Origin of the sequence: Mycolicibacterium helvum, assembly GCF_010731895.1 — a bacterium.
In the GTDB taxonomy this organism is placed as follows: Bacteria; Actinomycetota; Actinomycetes; order Mycobacteriales; family Mycobacteriaceae; genus Mycobacterium; species Mycobacterium helvum.
Genome location: NZ_AP022596.1, coordinates 4,588,500 through 4,608,011 on the forward strand (window position 1 = coordinate 4,588,500; position 19,512 = coordinate 4,608,011).

13 protein-coding genes and 2 pseudogenes are annotated in these 19,512 nt (G+C 69.4%); 8 read left to right on the forward strand and 7 right to left on the reverse strand.

Features of this window, described 5'->3' with window-relative positions; genetic code table 11:
• Positions 1 to 97: 97 nt before the first annotated feature.
• On the reverse strand, positions 98 to 8,635 hold the full coding sequence (locus tag G6N38_RS21540; RefSeq protein ID WP_163750043.1) for a hypothetical protein: 8,538 nt from the start codon (positions 8,633 to 8,635) through the stop codon (positions 98 to 100).
• On the opposite strand from G6N38_RS21540, the gene G6N38_RS21545 reads away from it, so the two are divergent.
• Positions 8,622 to 9,125, forward strand: a complete 504-nt coding sequence (locus tag G6N38_RS21545) for a hypothetical protein (protein WP_163750044.1) — start codon at positions 8,622 to 8,624, stop codon at positions 9,123 to 9,125. The two genes, G6N38_RS21540 and G6N38_RS21545, sit on opposite strands and share 14 nt — an antisense overlap.
• 276 nt (positions 9,126 to 9,401) lie before the next feature.
• Here G6N38_RS21545 and G6N38_RS21550 read toward each other — a convergent pair whose 3' ends face one another.
• The 4 genes and pseudogenes from G6N38_RS21550 to G6N38_RS21565 all read right to left on the reverse strand — a co-directional run bounded on the left by G6N38_RS21550 (position 9,402) and on the right by G6N38_RS21565 (position 12,975).
• On the reverse strand, positions 9,402 to 9,626 hold the full coding sequence (locus G6N38_RS21550) for a hypothetical protein (RefSeq protein WP_163750045.1): 225 nt from the start codon (positions 9,624 to 9,626) through the stop codon (positions 9,402 to 9,404).
• Between the two features lie 215 nt (positions 9,627 to 9,841).
• Positions 9,842 to 10,360: pseudogene (locus G6N38_RS21555) on the reverse strand (D-alanyl-D-alanine carboxypeptidase family protein); the annotation flags it as partial.
• Between the two features lies 1 nt (position 10,361).
• A pseudogene (locus tag G6N38_RS21560) lies at positions 10,362 to 11,290 on the reverse strand (D-alanyl-D-alanine carboxypeptidase family protein).
• A 50-nt stretch (positions 11,291 to 11,340) separates the two neighbouring features.
• Entirely contained in the window at positions 11,341 to 12,975 is a 1,635-nt protein-coding gene (locus G6N38_RS21565; RefSeq protein ID WP_163750047.1) for a diflavin oxidoreductase, read from the reverse strand.
• 108 nt (positions 12,976 to 13,083) lie between these two features.
• Here G6N38_RS21565 and G6N38_RS21570 point away from each other — a divergent pair, with 108 nt between their 5' ends.
• Positions 13,084 to 13,500, forward strand: a complete 417-nt coding sequence (locus tag G6N38_RS21570) for a nuclear transport factor 2 family protein (protein ID WP_163750048.1) — start codon at positions 13,084 to 13,086, stop codon at positions 13,498 to 13,500.
• 52 nt (positions 13,501 to 13,552) lie between these two features.
• Here the strand turns inward: G6N38_RS21570 and G6N38_RS21575 are convergent, their stop codons facing one another.
• Together G6N38_RS21575 and G6N38_RS21580 are read right to left on the reverse strand one after the other, a co-directional pair.
• Positions 13,553 to 14,725, reverse strand: a complete 1,173-nt coding sequence (locus G6N38_RS21575; RefSeq protein WP_163750049.1) for a geranylgeranyl reductase family protein — start codon at positions 14,723 to 14,725, stop codon at positions 13,553 to 13,555.
• Positions 14,726 to 14,757: 32 nt separating this feature from the next.
• Complete coding sequence (locus tag G6N38_RS21580) at positions 14,758 to 15,291, reverse strand: fasciclin domain-containing protein (RefSeq protein ID WP_246228068.1); 534 nt, start codon at positions 15,289 to 15,291, stop codon at positions 14,758 to 14,760.
• A 419-nt stretch (positions 15,292 to 15,710) separates the two neighbouring features.
• On the opposite strand from G6N38_RS21580, the gene sigK reads away from it, so the two are divergent.
• From sigK to trmD, 6 genes are all read left to right on the forward strand, one after another.
• A complete protein-coding gene (gene sigK / locus G6N38_RS21585) occupies positions 15,711 to 16,274 on the forward strand; it encodes an ECF RNA polymerase sigma factor SigK (RefSeq protein WP_163752231.1) in 564 nt (187 codons plus the stop codon).
• A complete protein-coding gene (locus tag G6N38_RS21590) occupies positions 16,271 to 16,972 on the forward strand; it encodes an anti-sigma factor (protein ID WP_163750050.1) in 702 nt (233 codons plus the stop codon). Before sigK ends, G6N38_RS21590 begins: the two co-directional genes overlap by 4 nt.
• A gap of 549 nt (positions 16,973 to 17,521) precedes the next feature.
• Positions 17,522 to 18,001, forward strand: coding sequence for a 30S ribosomal protein S16 (gene rpsP / locus G6N38_RS21595; RefSeq protein WP_163750051.1), 480 nt, complete (start codon positions 17,522 to 17,524; stop codon positions 17,999 to 18,001).
• Positions 17,998 to 18,240 carry an RNA-binding protein gene (locus G6N38_RS21600; protein WP_005148848.1) on the forward strand — a complete coding sequence of 81 codons (243 nt, stop codon included), beginning with the start codon at positions 17,998 to 18,000 and terminating at the stop codon, positions 18,238 to 18,240. Before rpsP ends, G6N38_RS21600 begins: the two co-directional genes overlap by 4 nt.
• A gap of 39 nt (positions 18,241 to 18,279) precedes the next feature.
• A complete protein-coding gene (gene rimM, locus G6N38_RS21605) occupies positions 18,280 to 18,810 on the forward strand; it encodes a ribosome maturation factor RimM (protein ID WP_163750052.1) in 531 nt (176 codons plus the stop codon).
• 1 nt (position 18,811) lies between these two features.
• Complete coding sequence (gene trmD, locus G6N38_RS21610; protein WP_163750053.1) at positions 18,812 to 19,501, forward strand: tRNA (guanosine(37)-N1)-methyltransferase TrmD; 690 nt, start codon at positions 18,812 to 18,814, stop codon at positions 19,499 to 19,501.
• Positions 19,502 to 19,512: the final 11 nt, after the last annotated feature.

Genomic DNA, 19,512 nt, shown 5'->3' on the forward strand with positions numbered 1-19,512 from the left:
AGCGATATATCTCCGCGGGGCGGTTTGGATACCACACGTCGGCAGTTAAGGGTGCCTCCGTACCCGCCGGTACGTGCCGCACCGGCGGGTACGGCGGTTACGGATAAAGCACCTCACCGTCAGCCCCGTCAGCACCTGGAACACCGTCACTTGCGCCGCCGAGCCCACCGCTACCACCCGCAACTGGGAAGTTGAAGTTTCCGAGGACGATGGCGTCCCCGCCATCTCCGCCGTTGCCGCCTGCGCTGCCACCGTAACCACCGGCACCACCGGCACCACCAATGATCGAGACGCTGTCGACTTCAGCGCTTCCCACGCCACCGTTGCCGCCGTTGCCACCAACCCCGGTCGCCGATGAACCACCGTGTCCGCCATTACCCCCGAAGCCATCCGAGCCGCCGAACGTGGTGCTGATTCCGTCGCCGCCGTCGCCGCCATTCCCACCATTGCCACTGGTCAGGCCGGCGCCGCCGGCACCGCCAGCGCCACCGTTGCCGCCGACCGCAGGCGACGGGCCACTGTTCGTGACGCTGAGGCCCTTGCCACCGTTGCCGCCGTTGCCACCGTTACCGGTCTGCCCGTCGGCGCCATCGACGCCCGCTCCACCGCCGACGCCGCCGGTGCCCGATGCACCGCCGGTTCCGCCCGTGCCGCCGGTTCCGCCCGCACCACCCTCACCGCCGTTGCTGCCGTCGAGAACTACGCCGGTCCCGTCGGCGCCGTTGCCGCCGGTTCCGCCCGTGCCGCCGGTTCCGCCGGTTCCGCCGGTTCCGCCCGTTCCGTTGATTCCACCGACGCCCGCGTTGCCGCCGGCACCACCGCTGCCGCCGGTACCGCCGGCGAGACCAGCGCCACCGGCACCACCGTCGATGGCCGGGTCGAATGAGTTGGTGCCATTGGTACCGGCTTTGCCTTCGCCGCCGTTGCCGCCTGCGCCCCCGTTGCCGCCGTTGGCGCCTGCGCCGCCGGCGTTACCGCCCGCACCGCCGTTGCCGCCGTTGGAGCCGGCCGACGTCAGGGAGTAGCCGTTGCCGCCGTTGCCGCCGTTGCCAGCGACGGTGCCGTCGGTTCCGGCCGTGCCATTGCTGCCGGCCGTGCCGCCGCTGCCGCCCGCTCCTGCCGCGCCGCCGGTGCCTGCGCCACCGCCTAGGCCGACACCGCCGCCGTTTCCGCCCGCGCCGCCATCAAGTGCGGACTCGTCGCCGTCGGAGCCGTTTCCACCGTTGCCGCCGTTACCACCGTCAGCCCCATTGCCGCCGGCGCCGCCGTTGCCGTTGACGCCACCTACGCCGCCGTTTCCGCCCGCGCCGCCGTTTCCGCCTGCGCCACCGGCCTGACCGGCCTGGCCGTCTTCACCGTTGCCGCCGAACCCAGTGCCGTTGGCACCGTCGCTGCCGTTGGCACCGGCAGTGGTCGCGGTACCACCGTTTCCACCGTTACCGCCGTTGGCGCCTGCGCCGCCGGCGTTACCGCCCGCGCCGCCGTTGCCGGCGTTGGTACCTGCGGTGGTGGGCGAGTAGCCGTTGCCACCGTTGCCGCCATTACCGACGGTGGTGCCGTTGGTCCCGGCCGTACCGTTGGCGCCGGCCGTACCGCCGGTTCCGCCGGTGCCCGCTGCTCCGCCGGTACCCGCGGCGCCGCCGGTGCCGAGGCTGCCGCCGTTACCGCCCGCACCGCCGTTGGGTGCACTCGCGTCGCCGTCGGCGCCGTTGCCGCCGTCAGCTGCGTTGCCGCCGGCGCCGCTGGCCCCGGCCGCACCGCCATTGCCGTTGATCCCGTTGGCTCCGCCGTTGCCGCCGGCGCCACCGTTGCCGGCTGCGCCGCCGGCTGCGCCACTGCCGCCGTTAGCGCCGCTGGCGCCGGCTGTCGCACCGTCAATGCCCGCGGCGCCGTTGCCGCCGGCCCCGCCCGCGCCGCCGGCGCCGCCGTTACCGCCGTTACCGTTGGCGGACAGCGCCGAACCGCCGGCTCCGCCTGCACCGCCAAGACCACCAGCGGTGCCATTGGCGTTGACCGCACCCAGCACTACTGCCGGCGCGACGTAGTTGTTGGCGACATAGACGTTGCCGTTGGAGTCAGTCGCGAGCGATTCGGGATATTGCACGAGACTATTGACCACGCCGGTGACGGTGTTCGTGCTCAGATCGATGACCGTGACTCCGCTGCCGAAGAAGCTCGCCGCGTAGAGCGTTGACCCATCGGGAGACAGCGCCAGCGATCGTGGGGACGACACTCCGGTGATGGTGCCGATGCGGGTATTGGTCGCGGTGTCGACAATCCCGACCGATTCACCGTCGGCATCGCTGACATAGAGCGTCGAACCATCAGAGCTCAGGGCCAGGCCCCACGGGTGATTGAACGCGCCCGAGATAGCGCCGACTTGCAGGGTGGTGGTATCGATCACCGATACCGTGGTGCCCCAGCCGTTGGTGACGTAGAGCTTGCTGCCGTCGCTGCTGGCGATCAGTTCGCGGGGGTGGTTGAAACCGCTGATCGTGGTCGCATCCCCGCTTGCCGGATTGACCAACGACACTGAACCGGTGTTCTCGTCGCTGACGTAGACCGTTGAGCCGTCGGGGCTGACGCTGATGAACGTCGGAGAACCCAGTCCGGTGATCTGTTTGGTGATGGTGTTCGTTGTCGCGTCGATAACTACGACACTGCCCGCGCCGGAGTTCGTGACATAAATGGTGGTGCCGTCGGGGCTGACCGCAACGCTGTGCGGGCTCTGCAGCCCCTTGATGACGCCAATGGTGGCGTTGGTTCTCGTATCGACCACGACCACCGTGCCGTTGGCTTGATCGACGATATATGCGGTGTGGTTACGGGCGCTGGTCGCGACGCCGGTGCCATTGGCGATGCCCGGAATGCTGGCCACTGGGCCGAAGCTCCCGTCGGAGCTGGAACTTGACCCCGGCGCGCCGTTCCCGGCGGCCCCGCCGTTGCCGCCGTTGCCGCCGTTGCCGGCCAAGGCGCCGCCCGCGCCGCCGACCCCGCCGGCCCCGCCGGCGCCACCTGCAGTGAGCGAACCGCCGGGCCCGCCAGCGCCGCCGTTGCCGCCGTTGCCGCCATTGCCGTAGGCCCCGCCGGCACCGCCGGCCCCGCCGGCCCCGCCGGCGATGCCGACCAGTACCGTGTCGAAACCGTCGCCGCCATTACCGCCGTTGCCCGCGACTGTCGACGCGGTCCCGGCAGCGCCGGACTGGCCGGCCGTACCTCCGGTTCCGCCGGTACCTGCCGCACCGCCGCCACCGCCAACGCCACCAGCTCCCGGATTACCGCCGGCGCCGCCGGCGCCGCCGTCAGGTGTGCTCGCGTCGCCGTCGGCACCGTCGCCGCCGTTTCCGGGGTTGCCGCCGGCGCCGCCGGCGCCACCAGCACCGCCGCTGCCGTTGACACCTTGCGCTCCGCCGTTGCCGCCGTTGCCGCCGTTCCCGGCAGCACCGCCAGCACCGCCGTTGCCGCCGGCAGTGCCACTCGCGCCGGCTGCGGTCGCGTTGACGCCGTTCGCGCCGTTGCCGCCGGCGCCGCCGTTGCCGCCGGCTCCACCCTCGCCACCGTTTCCGCTGTTGCTCGGTGCGGCTCCGCCTGCGCCGCCATGCCCGCCCGCACCGCCTGAAGTGGCGTTGGCGGTGTCGTTGGAGATGTAGCTGACGTTCTCGTAGTAGTTGGCTGTGTAGATCACCCCGGTGACGGGATTGACGGCGATGTCCACCGGGAAGTCACCGATGTCCAGCATTTGGACGACGGTGTTGGTTGCGGTGTCGATCAGGGCCACCGTTTCGTCGTCGTAGTTGGCGACGTAGGCGTAGTGGCCGTCGGCGGACACCGCGATTCCCCAGGGATAGTCGAATCCGGAGATAGTCGTCGTCAGCGTGGTTGTCGCGGTGTCGTAGACCTCCACCGTGCCGTCGTAGTAATTCGTGACGTAGAGGGTGGAACCGTCGGGGCTGATTGCTGTTCCGTACCGGTAACCCGTATTGCTTCCGACGGTGTTGATGACCGTGTTGGTTGCGGTATCGACAACGGTCACGGGCGTGTAGTAGCTGGCGATGTAGAGCTTCGATCCATCCGGGCTGACCACCAACCCGTACGGGTAGTTGGCCGGGATGTCGTCCGTCACTTGATGAGTTGCGACGTCGATGACCGACACGGAGTTGTAGTAGTTGGCCACATACAGCTTGGTCCCGTCGGGGCTGACCGCTATGTGATAGGGGCGGTAAAGCCCGCCTCCACTGATCGTGGTCGTGGCGTAGGTGGTGCTGTCGATGGCCGTCACAGTGCTGTCGCTGTAGTTCGTCACGTAGATCGTGGATCCGTCGGGACTGACGACAATTCCTCGCGGGGAATTACCCACCGGGATGGTGGCCGTGACCGTGTTAGTCGCAACGTCGATCACTTGAACCGCGTCGCTGTCAGTTGCGGCGACGTAGATAGTCCGCCCGTCCGGTGAGACCGCCAGGCCATAGCCTTCGCTACCCGGCGAACCTGCTTGGCCGGTGACGTGCAGACCCGGGGTAGCGCTGCCGCTTCCGCCGGTGCCGCCATGGCCGGCAGCGCCGCCATTGCCGCCGTTGCCGGCAATGGTGCCGCCGAGTCCGCCGGTTCCGCCGTTGCCGCCGGCCCCGCCGGGGGTACTGGCATCGCCAGCACCGCCGTTGCCGCCGGTGCCGCCGTTTCCGCCGTTGCCGTAGCTGCCTGCGTTGCCGCCGTTGCCGCCGTTGCCGCCGGCTTCACCGCCGCCGTCGGGGCTATAGCCGTTGCCGCCGTTGCCGCCATTGGCGTAGCTGACGGGGGTCGTGCCCGTAGTGCCATCGGCGCCGGTCGTGCCGCCGGTGCCGCCGGTTCCGGCAGCGCCGCCGCTGCCGCCGGAGCCGCCCGCGGCGGTGCTGCCGCCGTTGCCGCCGTTTCCGCCGTTGGGTGTGGTGCTGTTGCCGTTGGCGCCATTACCGCCGTCGCCGGCTACGCCGCTCGCGCCGCCGGCACCGCCCTTGCCGCCGCTGCCATTGGTGCCGTCGGTGCCGCCGTTGCCGCCGGCGCCGCCGCTTCCGCCGGTGCCGCCGGCGCCGGCGTTACCACCGTCGGTGCCGTTTCCGCCTGGGCTGACTGAGGTGACGCCGTCGCTGCCGTCGCCGCCGCTTCCGCCGGTGCCGCCGGCGCCGCCGGCGCCACCGTTTCCGCCAGCGGCCAGTGCGTCGCCGCCGGCTCCGCCGGTGCCGGCGGTTCCGCCGGCGCCGCCGTTGCCACCGGGTGTGGTGGCGCTGTAGCCGGTGCCGCCGTTGCCGGCAGCCCCGCCGTTGCCACCGTTACCGGCAGTGGCGCCGCCGAGTCCGCCTGCGCCGCCGTCGCCGCCGACACCGCCGGGCGTGCTGGTATCGCCGTTGCCACCGGTGCCGCCGGCACCACCGTTGCCGCCGTTGCCGTAGCTGCCGGCATTGCCGCCGTTACCGCCGTTGCCGCCGGCTTCGCCGGGGGTGGTGGAGGTGTGGCCGTTACCGCCGTTACCGCCGTTGCCGCCGCCGGTCGAGGCCGCCCCGGAGATGCCGTCCGCACCGGCGGTTCCGCCGTCGCCACCGCTGCCGGCCGCGCCACCGGAGCCGCCGGAGCCCGCGGCGGTGTTGCCGCCGTTACCGCCGTTACCGCCGTTGGGCGTGGTGCTGTCGCCGTTGGCGCCATCACCGCCATTGCCGGCTGCGCCGCCGGCGCCGCCGATGCCGCCGGCTCCGCCGTCGCCGTTGGTGCCGTCGGCGCTGGCGTTGCCGCCTGCGCCGCCTGCGCCGCCGTTGCCGCCGGCGCCGGCGTTGCCACCGTCGGTGCCGTTTCCGCCTGCAGTGGTGGCATCGGTTCCATCGACACCGGCACCACCGGTGCCGCCAGTGCCACCGGCGCCACCGGTACCCGCGGTCGCGCCGCTGGCCACTGCGTCGCCGCCGACTCCGCCGGCGCCGCCGTTACCGCCGGTGGTGCCTGATCCGCCGACCGTGGTGGCGGCCAAGCCGGTACCACCCTGGCCGCCCTGTCCGCCGGCACCGCCGTTACCTGAGACAGTGCCGCCGGTACCGCCGGCGCCGCCGCTGCCACCGTTGCCGGCCGGGGTGATGTTGTCTGCGGCGCCGCCCTTGCCGCCCTTGCCGCCGGTACCGCCGTTGCCGTAGCTGCCGCCCGAGCCGCCTGCCCCGCCGTTGCCGCCGTCGACACCCGGGATCGTCGAATCCCAACCGGAGCCACCCGTGCCGCCGGTACCCGGTTGCTCCGCGCCATCGGCACCACTGGTGCCGTTGGTGCCCGATGTAGTGCCGTATCCGCCGACGCCTCCGTTGCCGCCTCGGCCGGTGGACCCGCCGCCGCCGGCCGATCCGCCTGCGGCACCGTCGGGATGTTGGGCGGTGCCGTCGGCGCCGTTGCCGCCGTTGCCGCCCTGACCGCCGGCGCCGCCGACGCCGGCATTACCGCCGTTACCGCCGGTGCCGTGGACTGCTGTCCCGCCAGCACCGCCGTTGCCGCCGTTGCCGGCTGATCCGCCGTTGGTTCCGTTGCCGCCGACGCCGTCGTTAACGGCGAATGTGCCGTCCTCGCCGTCGATTCCGGCGCCGCCGGCGCCGCCGACGCCACCGGTTCCACCGTTGCCGCCATTACCCGAAATGGCGCCGCCGGCGCCGCCGGCGCCACCGTTGCCGGCGTTCCCGCCGGCGCCCGGTCCGGTTGTGGAGTTCGCGTTCTGGCCTTGGAAGCCGTTGCCACCGTTGCCGCCATTGCCGCCGTTGCCGACCGAACCGCCGGCGCCACCGGCGCCACCGTTACCACCGCGGGTTCCGGCCGGGCCGTCACCGGCTTGGTAGCCGTTGCCGCCGTTGCCGCCATTGCCGCCCGAGGTCACGGTCGTGCCCGCGTTGCCGTTCGTGCCGGCCTTGCCGTTATGTGCGCCGGTCCCGCCGGCGCCGCCGACGCCACCGCCACCGGCATCGCCCCGGTTGCCGCCGTGGCCACCGTTACCGCCGGTGGGGGTGGTGGAATTGCCATTGGCGCCGTCACCGCCATTGCCGCCGACTCCGCCATTACCTCCGGTGCCGGCGTTGCCGCCGTTGCCGCCGTTGCCGCGGTTGGCGAACAGCAGCAGGAGTCGGCCGTCGCCGCCGTTGCCGCCGGCGCCACCGTTTCCGGCCAGCCCGCCGTTGCCGCCGTCGGTGCCGTCTCCGCCCGCGCCGCCCGCGACCGTGGCATCAGCGCCGTCCTCGCCGGCTGTGCCGTTGCCGCCGTTGCCGCCGTTGCCGCCGACACCGCCGACGCCGCCGCGTCCGATGATCCAGCTGCCGGCGCCGCCGTTACCGCCGTTGCCGCCGTTGCCGCCGTTCAGACCGTTGATACCGGTGGAGCCGTCGCCGCCGGCGCCGCCTGAGCCGCCGGCACCCCACACCGAGAGCAGTCCGGTGTTACCGCCGCGGCCACCCGCTCCGCCGTCATAGGCGCCGGCTGTGGCGTCTCCACCTGCGCCGCCCTTGCCGCCGGATCCGATCAGCCAGCCGCCGTTTCCGCCGTTTCCGCCGTCGCCGCCGCCGGTGCCGCCGTTTCCGCCGGCGCCACCGGCGCCGCCGCGGCTGCCCGCGGCCAGCAGGCCGGAACGGCCGCCGTTTCCGCCGCGGCCGCCGGATCCGTTGGTGCTCGCGCCACCGGCTCCGCCCGCGCCGGCCACGGCCAGCAGGGCGAAGAATCCGGTGAACCCGCCGCTACCGCCTGCGCCGCCGGGGGCGTTCACCGCGGTGGCCGTGCCGCCTGTTCCGCCCTTGCCGCCGTCGCCGAGCAGCAGTCCGCCGTTGCCGCCGTTGCCGCCAGCGCCGGCGTTGAGGCCGTTGCCGCCGTTACCGCCGGCGCCGCCGGTGGAGTTGAGCGCGAGGATTCCGGCAGTGCCGCCGGCACCACCAGCGCCGCCGGTGCCGGCAGCACTGGAGCCGCCGTCGCCGGCCTGGCCGGCTTTGCCCAGAAGTGTCATCCACCCGGTGTTGCCGCCGTGTCCGCCCTGGCCGCCCTGCGCCTCGTTACCCGTTGCGGCGCCACCGTTTCCGCCGACGCCGCTGTTGCCGATCAGCCCGCCACCGAAACCGCCCGCGCCGCCGTCACCGCCGGCGACCAGGCCTTGGCCGCCGTCACCGCCGGCGCCGCCGCTGCTGGCTAGTGATAGGAGGCCGGCGTGACCGCCGCGGCCGCCATCACCGCCGGTTCCGGCTGGACTGTTGCCGCCGTTGCCGCCGTTGCCGGCGGTACCCCAGATCGACAGCAGGCCGGTGTTGCCGCCCGCGCCGCCGGCGCCGCCGATGGCGCCCGACGCAGTCACCTCTCCGCCGGCGCCGCCGTTACCGCCGTTGCCGATGAACACGCCGCCGGCACCACCGCGGCCACCCGCACCGCCATTGACACCGGCCCCGCCGTTACCGCCGTTGCCGAACCACCCGGCCGAACCGCCGTTGCCGCCGTTGAACCCGTTGCCGCCGTTGCCGAAGAGTCCGCCGTTGCCGCCCTTGCAGGCCGTCGACCCCGAGCAGGTGGTGGCGTCATAGCTGAACCCGTTGCCGACCAGCAGCCCACCGTTGGGCTGACTGGCCGTGCCGTTGCCGATGAAGAGCCGGATGAAGTCGTTCACCGCATCGGCGGGGGAGGCATTGGCTCCAGCGGATGCCGGAACGCTGGCCACCGACGGCGTGACAGTCACGCGCTTAGCCGCCTCGGGAGTGGACGAGCCGGCAACCGGCGCATCCGAAACGGTCTCAGGCTGCGAGGAGTTCGCCCCCGACGCACGTGAACTCGAACCCGCCGACGACACCGGATCCGACGGCAAGGCGGCCGCGCCGTCCGAGGACGAGACCGCGCCGCCCGAGGAGGAGCCCGGTTTGGCCGAACTCGCAGAACCCGACGGCGAACCCGAAGTCGGTCGCCGCGAGGACCCTTGGCTCGACTTGGTCGAGGAGCGTTGCCCCGCCCCGGATGAACTCGTCGAACCCGCGCCCGATGAGTTGGCTGAGCCGGTCGCGCCCGACGACCCGGTCGTGTCGGCCACTGCCACCGTCGGCACCGCCGCCATCGCGGCCCCGATGCCCAACGCCACGGCCAGCGCACCGATACGTCCGATGTAGCGTCCGTAGCCCGAGCCGGCGTCAACGGCCCCGTCCGATTGGTCAGGCCTCCGGGGCGTCTCGATCGCTCGTACCGGCGTCGCTTCGACGCCCAGCTGACGACGATGTCCACCCTGCTGCGACACGACTCGACCCATAACCGACGACCTCCCCTAACATCGGACGACCCCCACCAGCCCGCACTCAGAATCGATTGAATGCTCAGTCAATGATTCTGAGATGTTGCTGGGAGAACCAATTGCGGACAGGACGCTATCGCGGGATCGCGGATTCTGTCTACCAAAAGCGAAAAATTGCCCAATCCGCGTGATCGGGCTGGAAGGCCCAGCTAATATCCCTGGTTGCTTCGGCCTTGCGCGATTGCCATGACTGCACCACCCCGCACCACCCGCCTGCCGCGGCCACGCGTGGAATCCGGATCAGGCTGGCACTGCTCGAGGCCGACTTGCCGATCCCGCGGGGACGGCTGTGCTGGGCGATCGCGTTGGCATCGCTGTCCATCGGTCCCGCTTGAAGGCGCCGAGGCGTTGACGTCGTTTCGCTGTTCCGGGCGTCAACACTGGTCACAGAAATCGGGTAGTTCGCTTCGAAAAGCGTTGTTGGGTCGTCATTTTCGGGTTCGCGTAGGTAGTCTGCGCGTTGGCGATGGCGATCACCCTTGCGCCGCGCCCCGGAGGCGGGCTGGGTCGTAAGCCGGCCTGCAACAGTTGGACGCGTCACTGGCTGTAGTGGCTGAAACCCCAGTCGAGTAGTTGAGCGGCCTGGCCCCACAGATCATCGCTGCCGTACATCTGCACCACGATCAACCGGCGTCCGTTGCGCTGCGCCATACCGACGTAGGTCTCCTGGGCCAGGTCGGTGTATCCGCTCTTGCCGCCGATGAAGCCGGGATAGCTGCGCAACAGGCGGTCCTGATTTTTGATCTCCTTGAACCCCGACCGGCCGGGGAACTGCGCCGAGGGTTGGTGCACGATCTGCGCAAAAAGCGGGTAGCGCAACGCTTCTCGGTAGATCACCGCCAAGTCATGCGGTGCGGCGATCACCGAGTTCCCAGCACTGCGTGTCGGCCAGTCGCTGCGTGTTGCCCGCGATCGCCCGGGAACCAAACCGACGCAAGAGCATTCGACGTCGGTGTGCGCCGCGGTCGCACGCACAGCGGTGTTGGGCGCCAACTGGTCGAGCACGACCATGGCCAGCAGTGCCTTGATGGTGCTGGCCGGCGCGTGCGCGCTGTATTCAGGATCTGGCCGGTGTCGACGGCGATGCGAGCCGCCACTGCGCGATGCAGAACCAGGGACGGCAATGGCAACGCGATGAACGCGGGCTGGCGGCCGAGGCGCCAGACGAACGTCGTCGCGGCGCGGCGTGGGCGCACCGTGGGGTTCGGTCTGAGCGCGGCGATGCGATCGCTCCCAGCGGTGAGCCGCCTTCGTGGATCAGCCCGTACATCATCGCGATCACCAGGCGGCGGCCGTCGCGGTCGGCGGCGCCGACGAACGTCTTGACCATCGCGGCGGGTCAGCAGCTCGGCGCGGCACGTCGGCGGCATCGCCAGGAAACATGGCCACCGGCTGTGCGGTGATCTGCGCGAACACCGGGTTGGCCATCGCGGCACGGAAGATGGCGGCCAGATCGTGTGGGGTGGTCCACCCCGGCCCGCCCGGTCCATCCAGTCCCGACGGCGTGGTCGCGTGGGTGTTGGTCGCGCCGATCGCGACGGCTTTGGCGTTCATCTTGTCCACCGCGGCGTCGAAGCCGCCGAGCATGTCGGCCAGGGTGTTGGCGGCGTCGTTGCCCGACACCAGCAGCAGCCCGTCGAGCAGCTGACGAGCGGTATAGACCCGCCCGGGTCGCACACCCGCACAGTTGCATTCGACGAGGGCGTCGTTATTGCTGGCGACCACCGTGGCATTCAGATCGGGCAGCTCGTCAAGCACAGTCAGCGCGAGCAGCGTCTTGATGGTGCTGGCCGGCGGGTGGGCGGCGTACATGTCGCGACCCGCCAGCACCTGCCCGGTATCCATGTCAGCGACGATCCAGGCCGGCGCGGGTCCGTCGGGAATCGGTACCGAGCCCGAGGGCTGGTCGGTGTCGGCGGTGGCGACACCGGTAGCCGAGGTCAGCAGGCTCAGCGCGGTGATCGCGCTCGCGAGAAGTCTGCGCATGGCCACCGAGCCTAACTCGGGGGACTAGGAGCGTCCGGGCGCCCGATGACTCAGTAGACGTCGCGCAGGTACCGATGGGTCTTGATCAGCTCGTTGACGTAGGAGTGCGCGGCGGTCGCATCCATGCCGCCGGCCTCGGCGACGATCTCGTGCAGGGCCCGATCGACGTCCTTGGCCATCCGATCGGCATCCCCGCACACATAGAGCAGCGCACCATCCTGGAGCCACGCATAGAGTTCGGCGGCGTTGTCCTTCATCCGGTGCTGGACGTAGGTCTTCGGTCCGTCGGCCTCTCGGGAGAACGCCAGGTCCAGCCGGGTCAGCGTCCCTGAGTCGACGAATCCCGACAACTCGTCACCGTAGAGGAAATCGGTGGCGCGACGACGATCGCCGAAGAACAGCCAGGCCTTGCCCGGCGCCGAGGTGGCCCGGCGCTCGTGCAGGAACGCGCGGAACGGTGCGATACCGGTTCCCGGCCCGATCATGATGATCGGCACGTCGGGTGCTGGCAGCCGGAAGTTGTGGTTGGGGCGCAGGTGGATTCGCACCGATTGGCTGGTGGGGTCTTGGTCGGCCAGGAAGGTTGAGGCGACACCGCCGCGGGCGCGCCCGTGGCAGTGGTAGCGGACGGTCGCGACAGTCAGGTGTAGCCGATCGGGATGGACCAGGGGGCTGGAGGCGATCGAGTAGTCCCGAAATTGCAAGGGCCGCAATACTTCCAGCACCTCATCGGCGGTCAGATCGGCAAGGTCGAGAAGGTCCAATACGTCGCGGCCGTACAACCAGGACGACACCACGGCGGGGTCGGAGGAAGTCAGCGCGGCCGCGGCTTCGGCGTTGCCGGTGCGGGCAGCGACCAACGCCTGCAATGCCCGTGACGGAGCGCATATCTCGAGGTGGCTGGTGAGTAGTTCGCGCAGCGGCAGGTCGGCTCCGGCGGCGACGTAGGTGTCGTCGACCCCCAGCTTTGTCATCAAGGCTTCGACTAGTTCGGGGGAGTTGACCGGGTGGACAGCCACCGAATCGCCGGCGTCGTAGGTGATCCCGGAATCCGCGAGATCCAGTTCGATGTGGCGGACCTCCTTGTCGGATTCCGTCGCTGTCAGCAGGCGGTTCACTACGGCGGTCGCCGGATACGGGTTCGCGTCGGTCCAGGGTGTGGCGTTGCGGGCCGGCGTCGGTCGCGGTGCCACCGGTGCGGTGGCGGTGTACCCGGGGGTGGCGGTGTTGGCTTCCTCGATCATCTTGGCGATGTCGGCGATCCACCCGCGGGCGTCGCCCTCGCGGTAGCAATCGAACTCGACACGCTCGGCCAGCGGGCGCGCGCCCAGCTCGGCCAGCCGGGCGTCGAAGATCCGGCCGGCGTTGCAGAACAGGTCATAGGAGCTGTCGCCCAGTGCCAGCACGGCGTAGCCGAGATGGTCGAGGCGGGCCTCGGATGCGGACAGTTCCTCCCAGAAGACCGCGCCGTTGTCGGGCACCTCGCCCTCGCCGAATGTCGAGGACACCACGATGAAGTGGCTCGCGGCCGCCACGTCGTCGGGAGCGATGTCGTTGAGTTCGGTCTCGGTGACATCGATGCCGAGCGCTGTGACGGCCTCGGCCAGCTGCACGGCGATGTACTCGGCGGTGCCCATGTCACTGGCGTAGCCAATGATCAGCGAGAATTCGGGGCGCTCCGACACGCGTCCTCCACTCGATAGTCAACTTTGGTTAGGGTGACCTTAGTCGACTTGTCCCGCTGGCGTGGACCTCCCCACCGGGGCTCGGCGCGACGGTGTTGAATCACACGAATGCTGAGTCTTGACGAGATTTCGGATCGGTTGGAGATCCAACAATTGCTGGTGGATTACTCCACGGCGATCGACAATCGCCGGTTCGACGACTTGGATCGTGTCTTCACACCCGATGCTCACATCGACTACACCGAGCTCGGCGGAATCGCGGGGACCTTTCCTGACGTCAAGGCCTGGCTGGCCGAGGTGCTGCCGAACTTTCCGGCGTATTTCCACATGCTCGGCAACTTCGACATCCGCATCGACGGTGATACCGCGACCTCGCGCACCATTCTGTTCAATCCGATGGCGCTCGGCGACAACGGTCAGGTCATGTTCTGTGGACTGTGGTACGACGACGCGTTCATCCGGACCGCCGACGGCTGGCGGATGACGCGGCGCGTCGAATCGAAGTGCATCCAGAAGGTGGTCTGAGCGGCGCGCAATTCGGCAGTCCACTGATCGCTCGGTGATTGCCGAACCGCGCTTACTTCCCCGATAGCGTGGCTTCCCAAAGCTGGAGTCGCGCACGGAGCCTTGGATGAGCCGCGGTGTTCAGCATTGTGAGCGCGGCCTTGGTCAGCGCCGGTGTGCCCGCCAGCTTGTGGAAGTAGCGGCCGCGGCGATATTCGGTTCCCCACGTCGCTTGGATTGTCTGTTCGTAGTTTGTGAAGTCCTGTGGACCGCCGTTGAGGAGTGCTGCGATGGCGCATTCGCCCGCGGCCAGGCCCGACTGCAATGCCTTGGAAATGCCCGCGCCCGACACTGGCCTGGCGGCTCCGAGCGCGTCACCGGCGAACAGCACACCCGGGCGCCAGGGCGGCCAGGTCGTGAAACCCATTGGTATCCGCCATGCTTGCAGGCCTTTGGACTTCTGCACCTGGGCGATCGGCGGTAGCTCCCATTCGGCGGGCAGTCTTTCCATGAACTCGCCGAGGAATCGGGTGGCGTTGATCTGCTTCCAGTTTCGGTAGCTATTGACATAGCCAAGCCCGATGTTGAGGCGGCCAGCGCCGAGCGGGAACACCCACCCATAGCCCGGCAGCTGGTCGCCCCGGAAACGAAGCTGCAGATGAATATCGAGACTGTCGAAATCTGGCCGCTTGGAGTCCATTTCGGCGCGGATCGCGATCGCTGAGTAACCGTGATACTTCGAGCCGAGCTTGAGTGCCTGTTTGACGGGTGAGTAGGCGCCGTCCGCGGCGATCACTGCGTCGGCGCCGATGCGCTCGCCGCTCTTGAGTACCACACCGATCACGCGGTCGTCGACGATCATCGGCCAGGCGACATCGGCGCCCTCGCGCACTTCCGCGCCCGCGCTGTCGGCATTTTTGAGCAACAGCAGATCCAACTCGCGGCGCGGTATGACATGACCGTGGTCAGGCATGCCGGGTCGACGTGGGAAAGACAGCCCCCATTGCCTGGGGCTGAACACCGTGACGTGGTTGACGCGCTGGAATCGGTCAATCTCGGCCGACAGCCCCATTTTCTGGAGATAGCTCAGGGCGCGCGGGGTGATCCCGTCGCCGCAAGGTTTCTCACGCGGGAAGGCGGCTTTGTCGAGCACCACCACCCGCGCCCCGGTCCGGGCGGTTTGCCAGGCCGCGGCTGACCCTGCCGGGCCGCCGCCCACAATTGCCACGTCGTAGTGTTGGACCATTCACACTCGCCTTTCCCGGGACGCCGTCAGGATCAGTGGGCCGGTGGGGTCAGGACGGTGTCGATCAGGTACACGGTTGCGTTGGCGGTATGTACGCCGCCGCACACGACTGACGCGCCGTTGACCTTGAGGTCGTTACCTGAGCCGGTCACGGTCAGCGGTGCGCCCTGCACGGTGGGGTGCGTGCCGTCGACGTCGGCCGGACCGAGCTGACCGGGCACCACGTGATAGGTGAGAATTTTGGTCAGCCCGGCCGAATCGGACTTGAGTGCTTCAACGGTGGACGCCGGCAGCTTGGCGAAAGCAGCGTCGGTCGGCGCGAATACGGTGAATTGCCCGCCGTTCAAGGTGTCGACGAGATTCACGTTCGGATTGAGCTTGCCCGAAAGAGCCGCAGTCAGGGTGGTCAGCATCGGGTTGTTCGACGCGGCGACGGCGACCGGGGCTTGGGCCATACCGGCGACCGAGCCGGGACCGGTGGGAACCTGCATGGCGTAACCCGCGCACCCCGATCCGACCAAGTCGCTGGTCGTATCGGCACCGGCAACGCCGGTCGGGATCATCATGATGGCAGCCGCGGTCAGGGCTGTCGCCCCCATTGCCGTCGCGAGTTCGCGTTGAATTTTCATTGACGTGTTTACCCTCCGAGTCGTCGACGGCGCGGTGCCGCCTTCGTGGTGTACGAGGGGGATTCGGAGCCGGATGGACCGTGGATTGGTCGACAACGAAACTCGCTCACTATTCGCGGGTTCGATGGCCTTCGATGGCTGTGGTGACACCCGCCAGCCATCCGCGGCCTCGTTGGTGTCGAATTCCTTGTGTGTCAGGTGACAGCGGGAAACGCGAGCTGCAGCACGGGGCTGCGCGGATGACGACGGCGGTCGTGATCGGTGTGCTCGCGCCCCGGCTGGATTGCGCTGACAATCGACTGCGGGTCGGCCAACTCGTGGTGATCGGGCGACCGGACGCACTACGCTTCGGTGCGATGAGTGGATCGGCGCAATCGGGCGACGACCTCGATGCGTTGGTGTGTCTGGTCGGCCGCGGTGATGTCGACGCCTTCGTCGCCTTCTATGACCGGACCCGCACGCGCGTGTTCGGTCTGATCGTGCGGCTCCTGCGTGACCCGGGCTACAGCGAAGACACCACGCAGGAGGTCTATCTCCAGGTGTGGCGCAATGCCGCACAATTCGATCCCGCGGCGGGTTCGGCGTTGGCGTGGCTCATGACCCTTGCCCATCGCCGCGCGGTGGACAGAGTGCGCAGCGAGGAAGCGGCCACGCGGCGAGACCTGCGCTACGGGGCGGCCAGCGGTGAACCGGCGGCCGACGTCGTGGCCGAATCGGCGATCCAGCGCGACGAGGCCCGACGGGTGGCTGACTGCCTGCAATCGCTGACCGACCTGCAGCGCCAATGCATCGAGTTGGCGTATTACCGCGGCCTGACCTACGTCGAGGTGTCCCAGCGGCTGGCCGCGACCCTGCCGACAGTCAAGTCGCGGATGCGTGACGCGCTGCGCGGCTTGCGTACGTGTTTGGGGGTGCCATGACCGGTCCGGCGGACCTCGAACTGTTGGCGTTGGCCACGCCGTATGCGCTCAACGCCGTGTCCGACGCTGAGCGCGCAGACATCGAGCGGCGTCTCGACGCCGCGCCGGCTGCCGTCGTCGAACACTTCCACGACGAAGTGCGATCCGTGCGCGAGACGATGGCCGCTTTGTCGGCCAGCACGCGCGCCGAGCCGCCGCCGGAGTTGCGTGAGCGGCTCCTGGCCGCGGTCGGACCGGCGCAGAATGTCCAAAAGCCCAGGCGCACAACCATATTACTGGCAGCAGCTGCTGCACTGGTGGTTGCTCTGGTTGCCGTCGGTGTGGGGTTGGCGTTGCGGCCCCCACCGCAACGGTCGACCGCCGAGCAGGTGATCAGCGCGCCTGATATGCATACGGTCAGCGCCGCCATCCCCTCCGGCGGCATCGCCACAGTCGTGTACTCGCGCGACAAGAACGCGGCCGTGCTGGTGATGAACGACGTCAATCCGCCTCCGCCGGGCAGCGTCTACCAGATGTGGCTGCTGGGCGGCCAGCAACCGCGCTCGGCAGGCACGATGACACCGGAAAATGTCGGCCCATCGACCACCGCGGTACTGGCAGATCTGCAGACCGCACGTGCGCTGGCGTTCACCGTCGAGCCGGGCAACGGCTCGCCGCAGCCGACAACCCAGCCTTTCGCCGAGCTTCCGCTGACCTGAGCCGCGGCCGCCCCGCGGCGAGAAGTCCGGTATCGCCGATAACTTCCGGTGATCACCGATCCGCACCCCGGGCGGCTCCGAACACCTGGGGTAACCCGGTGTCGGCACCCGCCGTACCGAGGCGGTGGAAGGGGCCACGATGGACGGTCTGCGGGTCACGGCGCGAGTGCTCACCCGGGCGGCGCTAACGACGTCGGCGGTGTGCAGGGCGGTCGGGGCGTGTGGTCGCAACCTCTTGGGTGATCACCAGCCGGCGGCCGACGGGCTGCGCGGCGGCTGGTGTGCGCGGTGACCGGGTTCGGATGTGTGCGGTCACGACGGTGTCTCCGCACCCATCGCGATCCGCAGGCCGAGCTCAGGTCCACCCACAACGGGGCACTGGCGCCGCGGATCGCGCGATTAACACCTGACCAGCACAATCTGGCACAATGGGCGGCTGTCCGACCCGCGACTACGGTCGCTTGCCGGTCACGCGCGCGAGGCAAAACCGGATCCGGCATTCCCGCCGGTATCGCTGAATTGCAGCGTGATACCCACAGGAGTTAGTACATGGCTGTCAAGATCAAGCTCACCCGGCTTGGCAAGATCCGCAACCCCCAGTACCGCATCGCTGTCGCCGACTCGCGCACCCGCCGCGATGGTCGCTCGATCGAGGTCATCGGCCGTTACCACCCCAAGGAAGAGCCGAGCCTGATCGAGATCGACACCGAGCGCGCGCAGTACTGGCTGTCTGTCGGGGCCCAGCCCACCGAGCCCGTCCTCGCGCTGCTGAAGATCACCGGTGACTGGCAGAAGTTCAAGGGTCTGCCGGGCGCCGAGGGCACGCTGAAGGTCAAGGAGCCCAAGCCCAGCAAGCTCGACCTGTTCAACGCCGCGCTGGCCGAGGCCGATGGCGCGCCGTCCGGTGAGGCTGCTCAGCTCAAGAAGAAGAAGGCGCCGGCCAAGAAGGCCGAGGCCGCTGAGGCCGAGCCGGCCGCCGAGGCTGCTGCTGAGCCGGCTGCCGAGGCCACTGAGGCCGCCGCAGAATGAGCTCGGTCGTCGTTGACGCCGTAGAGCATCTGGTCCGCGGGATCGTCGACAATCCCGACGACGTTCGCGTCGACATGGTCACCAACCGGCGGGGACGCACGGTTGAGGTCCATGTCCACCCCGAGGACCTTGGTAAGGTGATCGGCCGCGGCGGTCGCACCGCGACCGCGTTGCGCACCCTCGTCGCCGGCATCGGTGGCCGGGGTATTCGCGTCGACGTGGTGGACACCGACCAGTAGCCAGCCGGCGGGCTGGAGCGAAGCGACTCGGGGAACGATATGGAGCTTGTCGTCGGGCGCGTGGCCAAAGCTCACGGGATCACCGGCGAACTAGTGGTCGACGTCCGCACGGACGATCCCGATGAGCGCTTCGCTCCCGGTAATCGGTTGCACCTCAAACCGTCCCGCGGAGGCGGTGGTCGAGATGTCGTCGTCGAGGCGGCGCGTCCGCACGGCGCTCGGCTGCTGGTCCGGCTGCCCGGGGTCTGCGACCGCAATGCCGCTGACGCGTTGCGGGGCCACCTGTTCGTCGTCGACACCGCCGATCTGCCCGAGATCGAGGATCCCGACGAGTTCTACGACCATCAGCTCGAAGGGCTGGCGGTACGCACCGTCGACGGCCGCACCCTCGGCTCGGTCGCCGAAGTGCTGCACACCGCTGGTGGCGAGCTGCTGGCGGTTCGTAACGCAGACGGTGCGGAACTGCTGGTGCCGTTCGTCGGCGCGATTGTGACCTCGGTGTCTCTGGCTGACGGGGTTGTCGAAATCGATCCGCCCGACGGGCTTTTGGACCTGGACAGCTTGACCTGAGATGCGCATCGACGTCGTCACCATCTTTCCCGACTACCTGGCTCCGCTGCGACAGTCCCTGCCCGGCAAGGCCATCGAGTCGGGCATCCTGGACGTCGAGGTGCACGACCTGCGCCGCTGGACCCACGACGTGCACCACTCCGTCGACGACTCTCCCTACGGCGGCGGTCCCGGCATGGTGATGAAGGCCCCGGTCTGGGGTGAGGCACTCGATGAGATCTGCACCGAGGCAACACTTCTGGTGATCCCGACGCCGGCGGGCCGGCTGTTCACCCAAAACGACGCCCAGCTCTGGACGGGGGAGTCCCATCTGGTGTTCGCGTGCGGCCGTTACGAAGGCATCGACCAGCGCGTCGCCGAGGATGCGCGCCGGCGGATGCGAGTCGAAGAGGTGTCGATCGGCGACTATGTGCTGGCCGGCGGCGAGGCGGCGGCACTGGTGATGATCGAGGCAGTAGTACGGCTGCTTCCCAACGTGATGGGCAATCCGCTGTCCCACCAAGATGATTCGCACTCGCCGGAGAAGGACGGCCTGCTCGAGGGGCCGAGTTACACGCGCCCGCCGACCTGGCGCGATTTGTCGGTGCCCGAGGTATTGCTCTCCGGTGACCACGGCAAGGTCGCGGCCTGGCGTCACGAGCAGGCACTTGAGCGCACCCGGGCACGCCGCCCGGACCTGTTGAGTGACTAGCCCGCGGGCAG

Excerpts from the sequence above, each read along its gene's own strand:
- G6N38_RS21590 (WP_163750050.1), top strand. The coding sequence starts at position 16,271 with ATGACCGGTCCGGCGGACCTCGAACTGTTGGCGTTGGCCACGCCGTAT.
- G6N38_RS21600 (WP_005148848.1), top strand. The coding sequence starts at position 17,998 with ATGAGCTCGGTCGTCGTTGACGCCGTAGAGCATCTGGTCCGCGGGATC.
- rimM (WP_163750052.1), top strand. The coding sequence starts at position 18,280 with ATGGAGCTTGTCGTCGGGCGCGTGGCCAAAGCTCACGGGATCACCGGC.
- G6N38_RS21550 (WP_163750045.1), bottom strand. The coding sequence starts at position 9,626 with ATGGACAGCGATGCCAACGCGATCGCCCAGCACAGCCGTCCCCGCGGG.
- rpsP (WP_163750051.1), top strand. The coding sequence starts at position 17,522 with ATGGCTGTCAAGATCAAGCTCACCCGGCTTGGCAAGATCCGCAACCCC.
- G6N38_RS21545 (WP_163750044.1), top strand. The coding sequence starts at position 8,622 with ATGAAGTCGTTCACCGCATCGGCGGGGGAGGCATTGGCTCCAGCGGAT.
- G6N38_RS21575 (WP_163750049.1), bottom strand. The coding sequence starts at position 14,725 with ATGGTCCAACACTACGACGTGGCAATTGTGGGCGGCGGCCCGGCAGGG.
- G6N38_RS21570 (WP_163750048.1), top strand. The coding sequence starts at position 13,084 with ATGCTGAGTCTTGACGAGATTTCGGATCGGTTGGAGATCCAACAATTG.
- trmD (WP_163750053.1), top strand. The coding sequence starts at position 18,812 with ATGCGCATCGACGTCGTCACCATCTTTCCCGACTACCTGGCTCCGCTG.
- sigK (WP_163752231.1), top strand. The coding sequence starts at position 15,711 with ATGAGTGGATCGGCGCAATCGGGCGACGACCTCGATGCGTTGGTGTGT.
- G6N38_RS21580 (WP_246228068.1), bottom strand. The coding sequence starts at position 15,291 with ATGATGATCCCGACCGGCGTTGCCGGTGCCGATACGACCAGCGACTTG.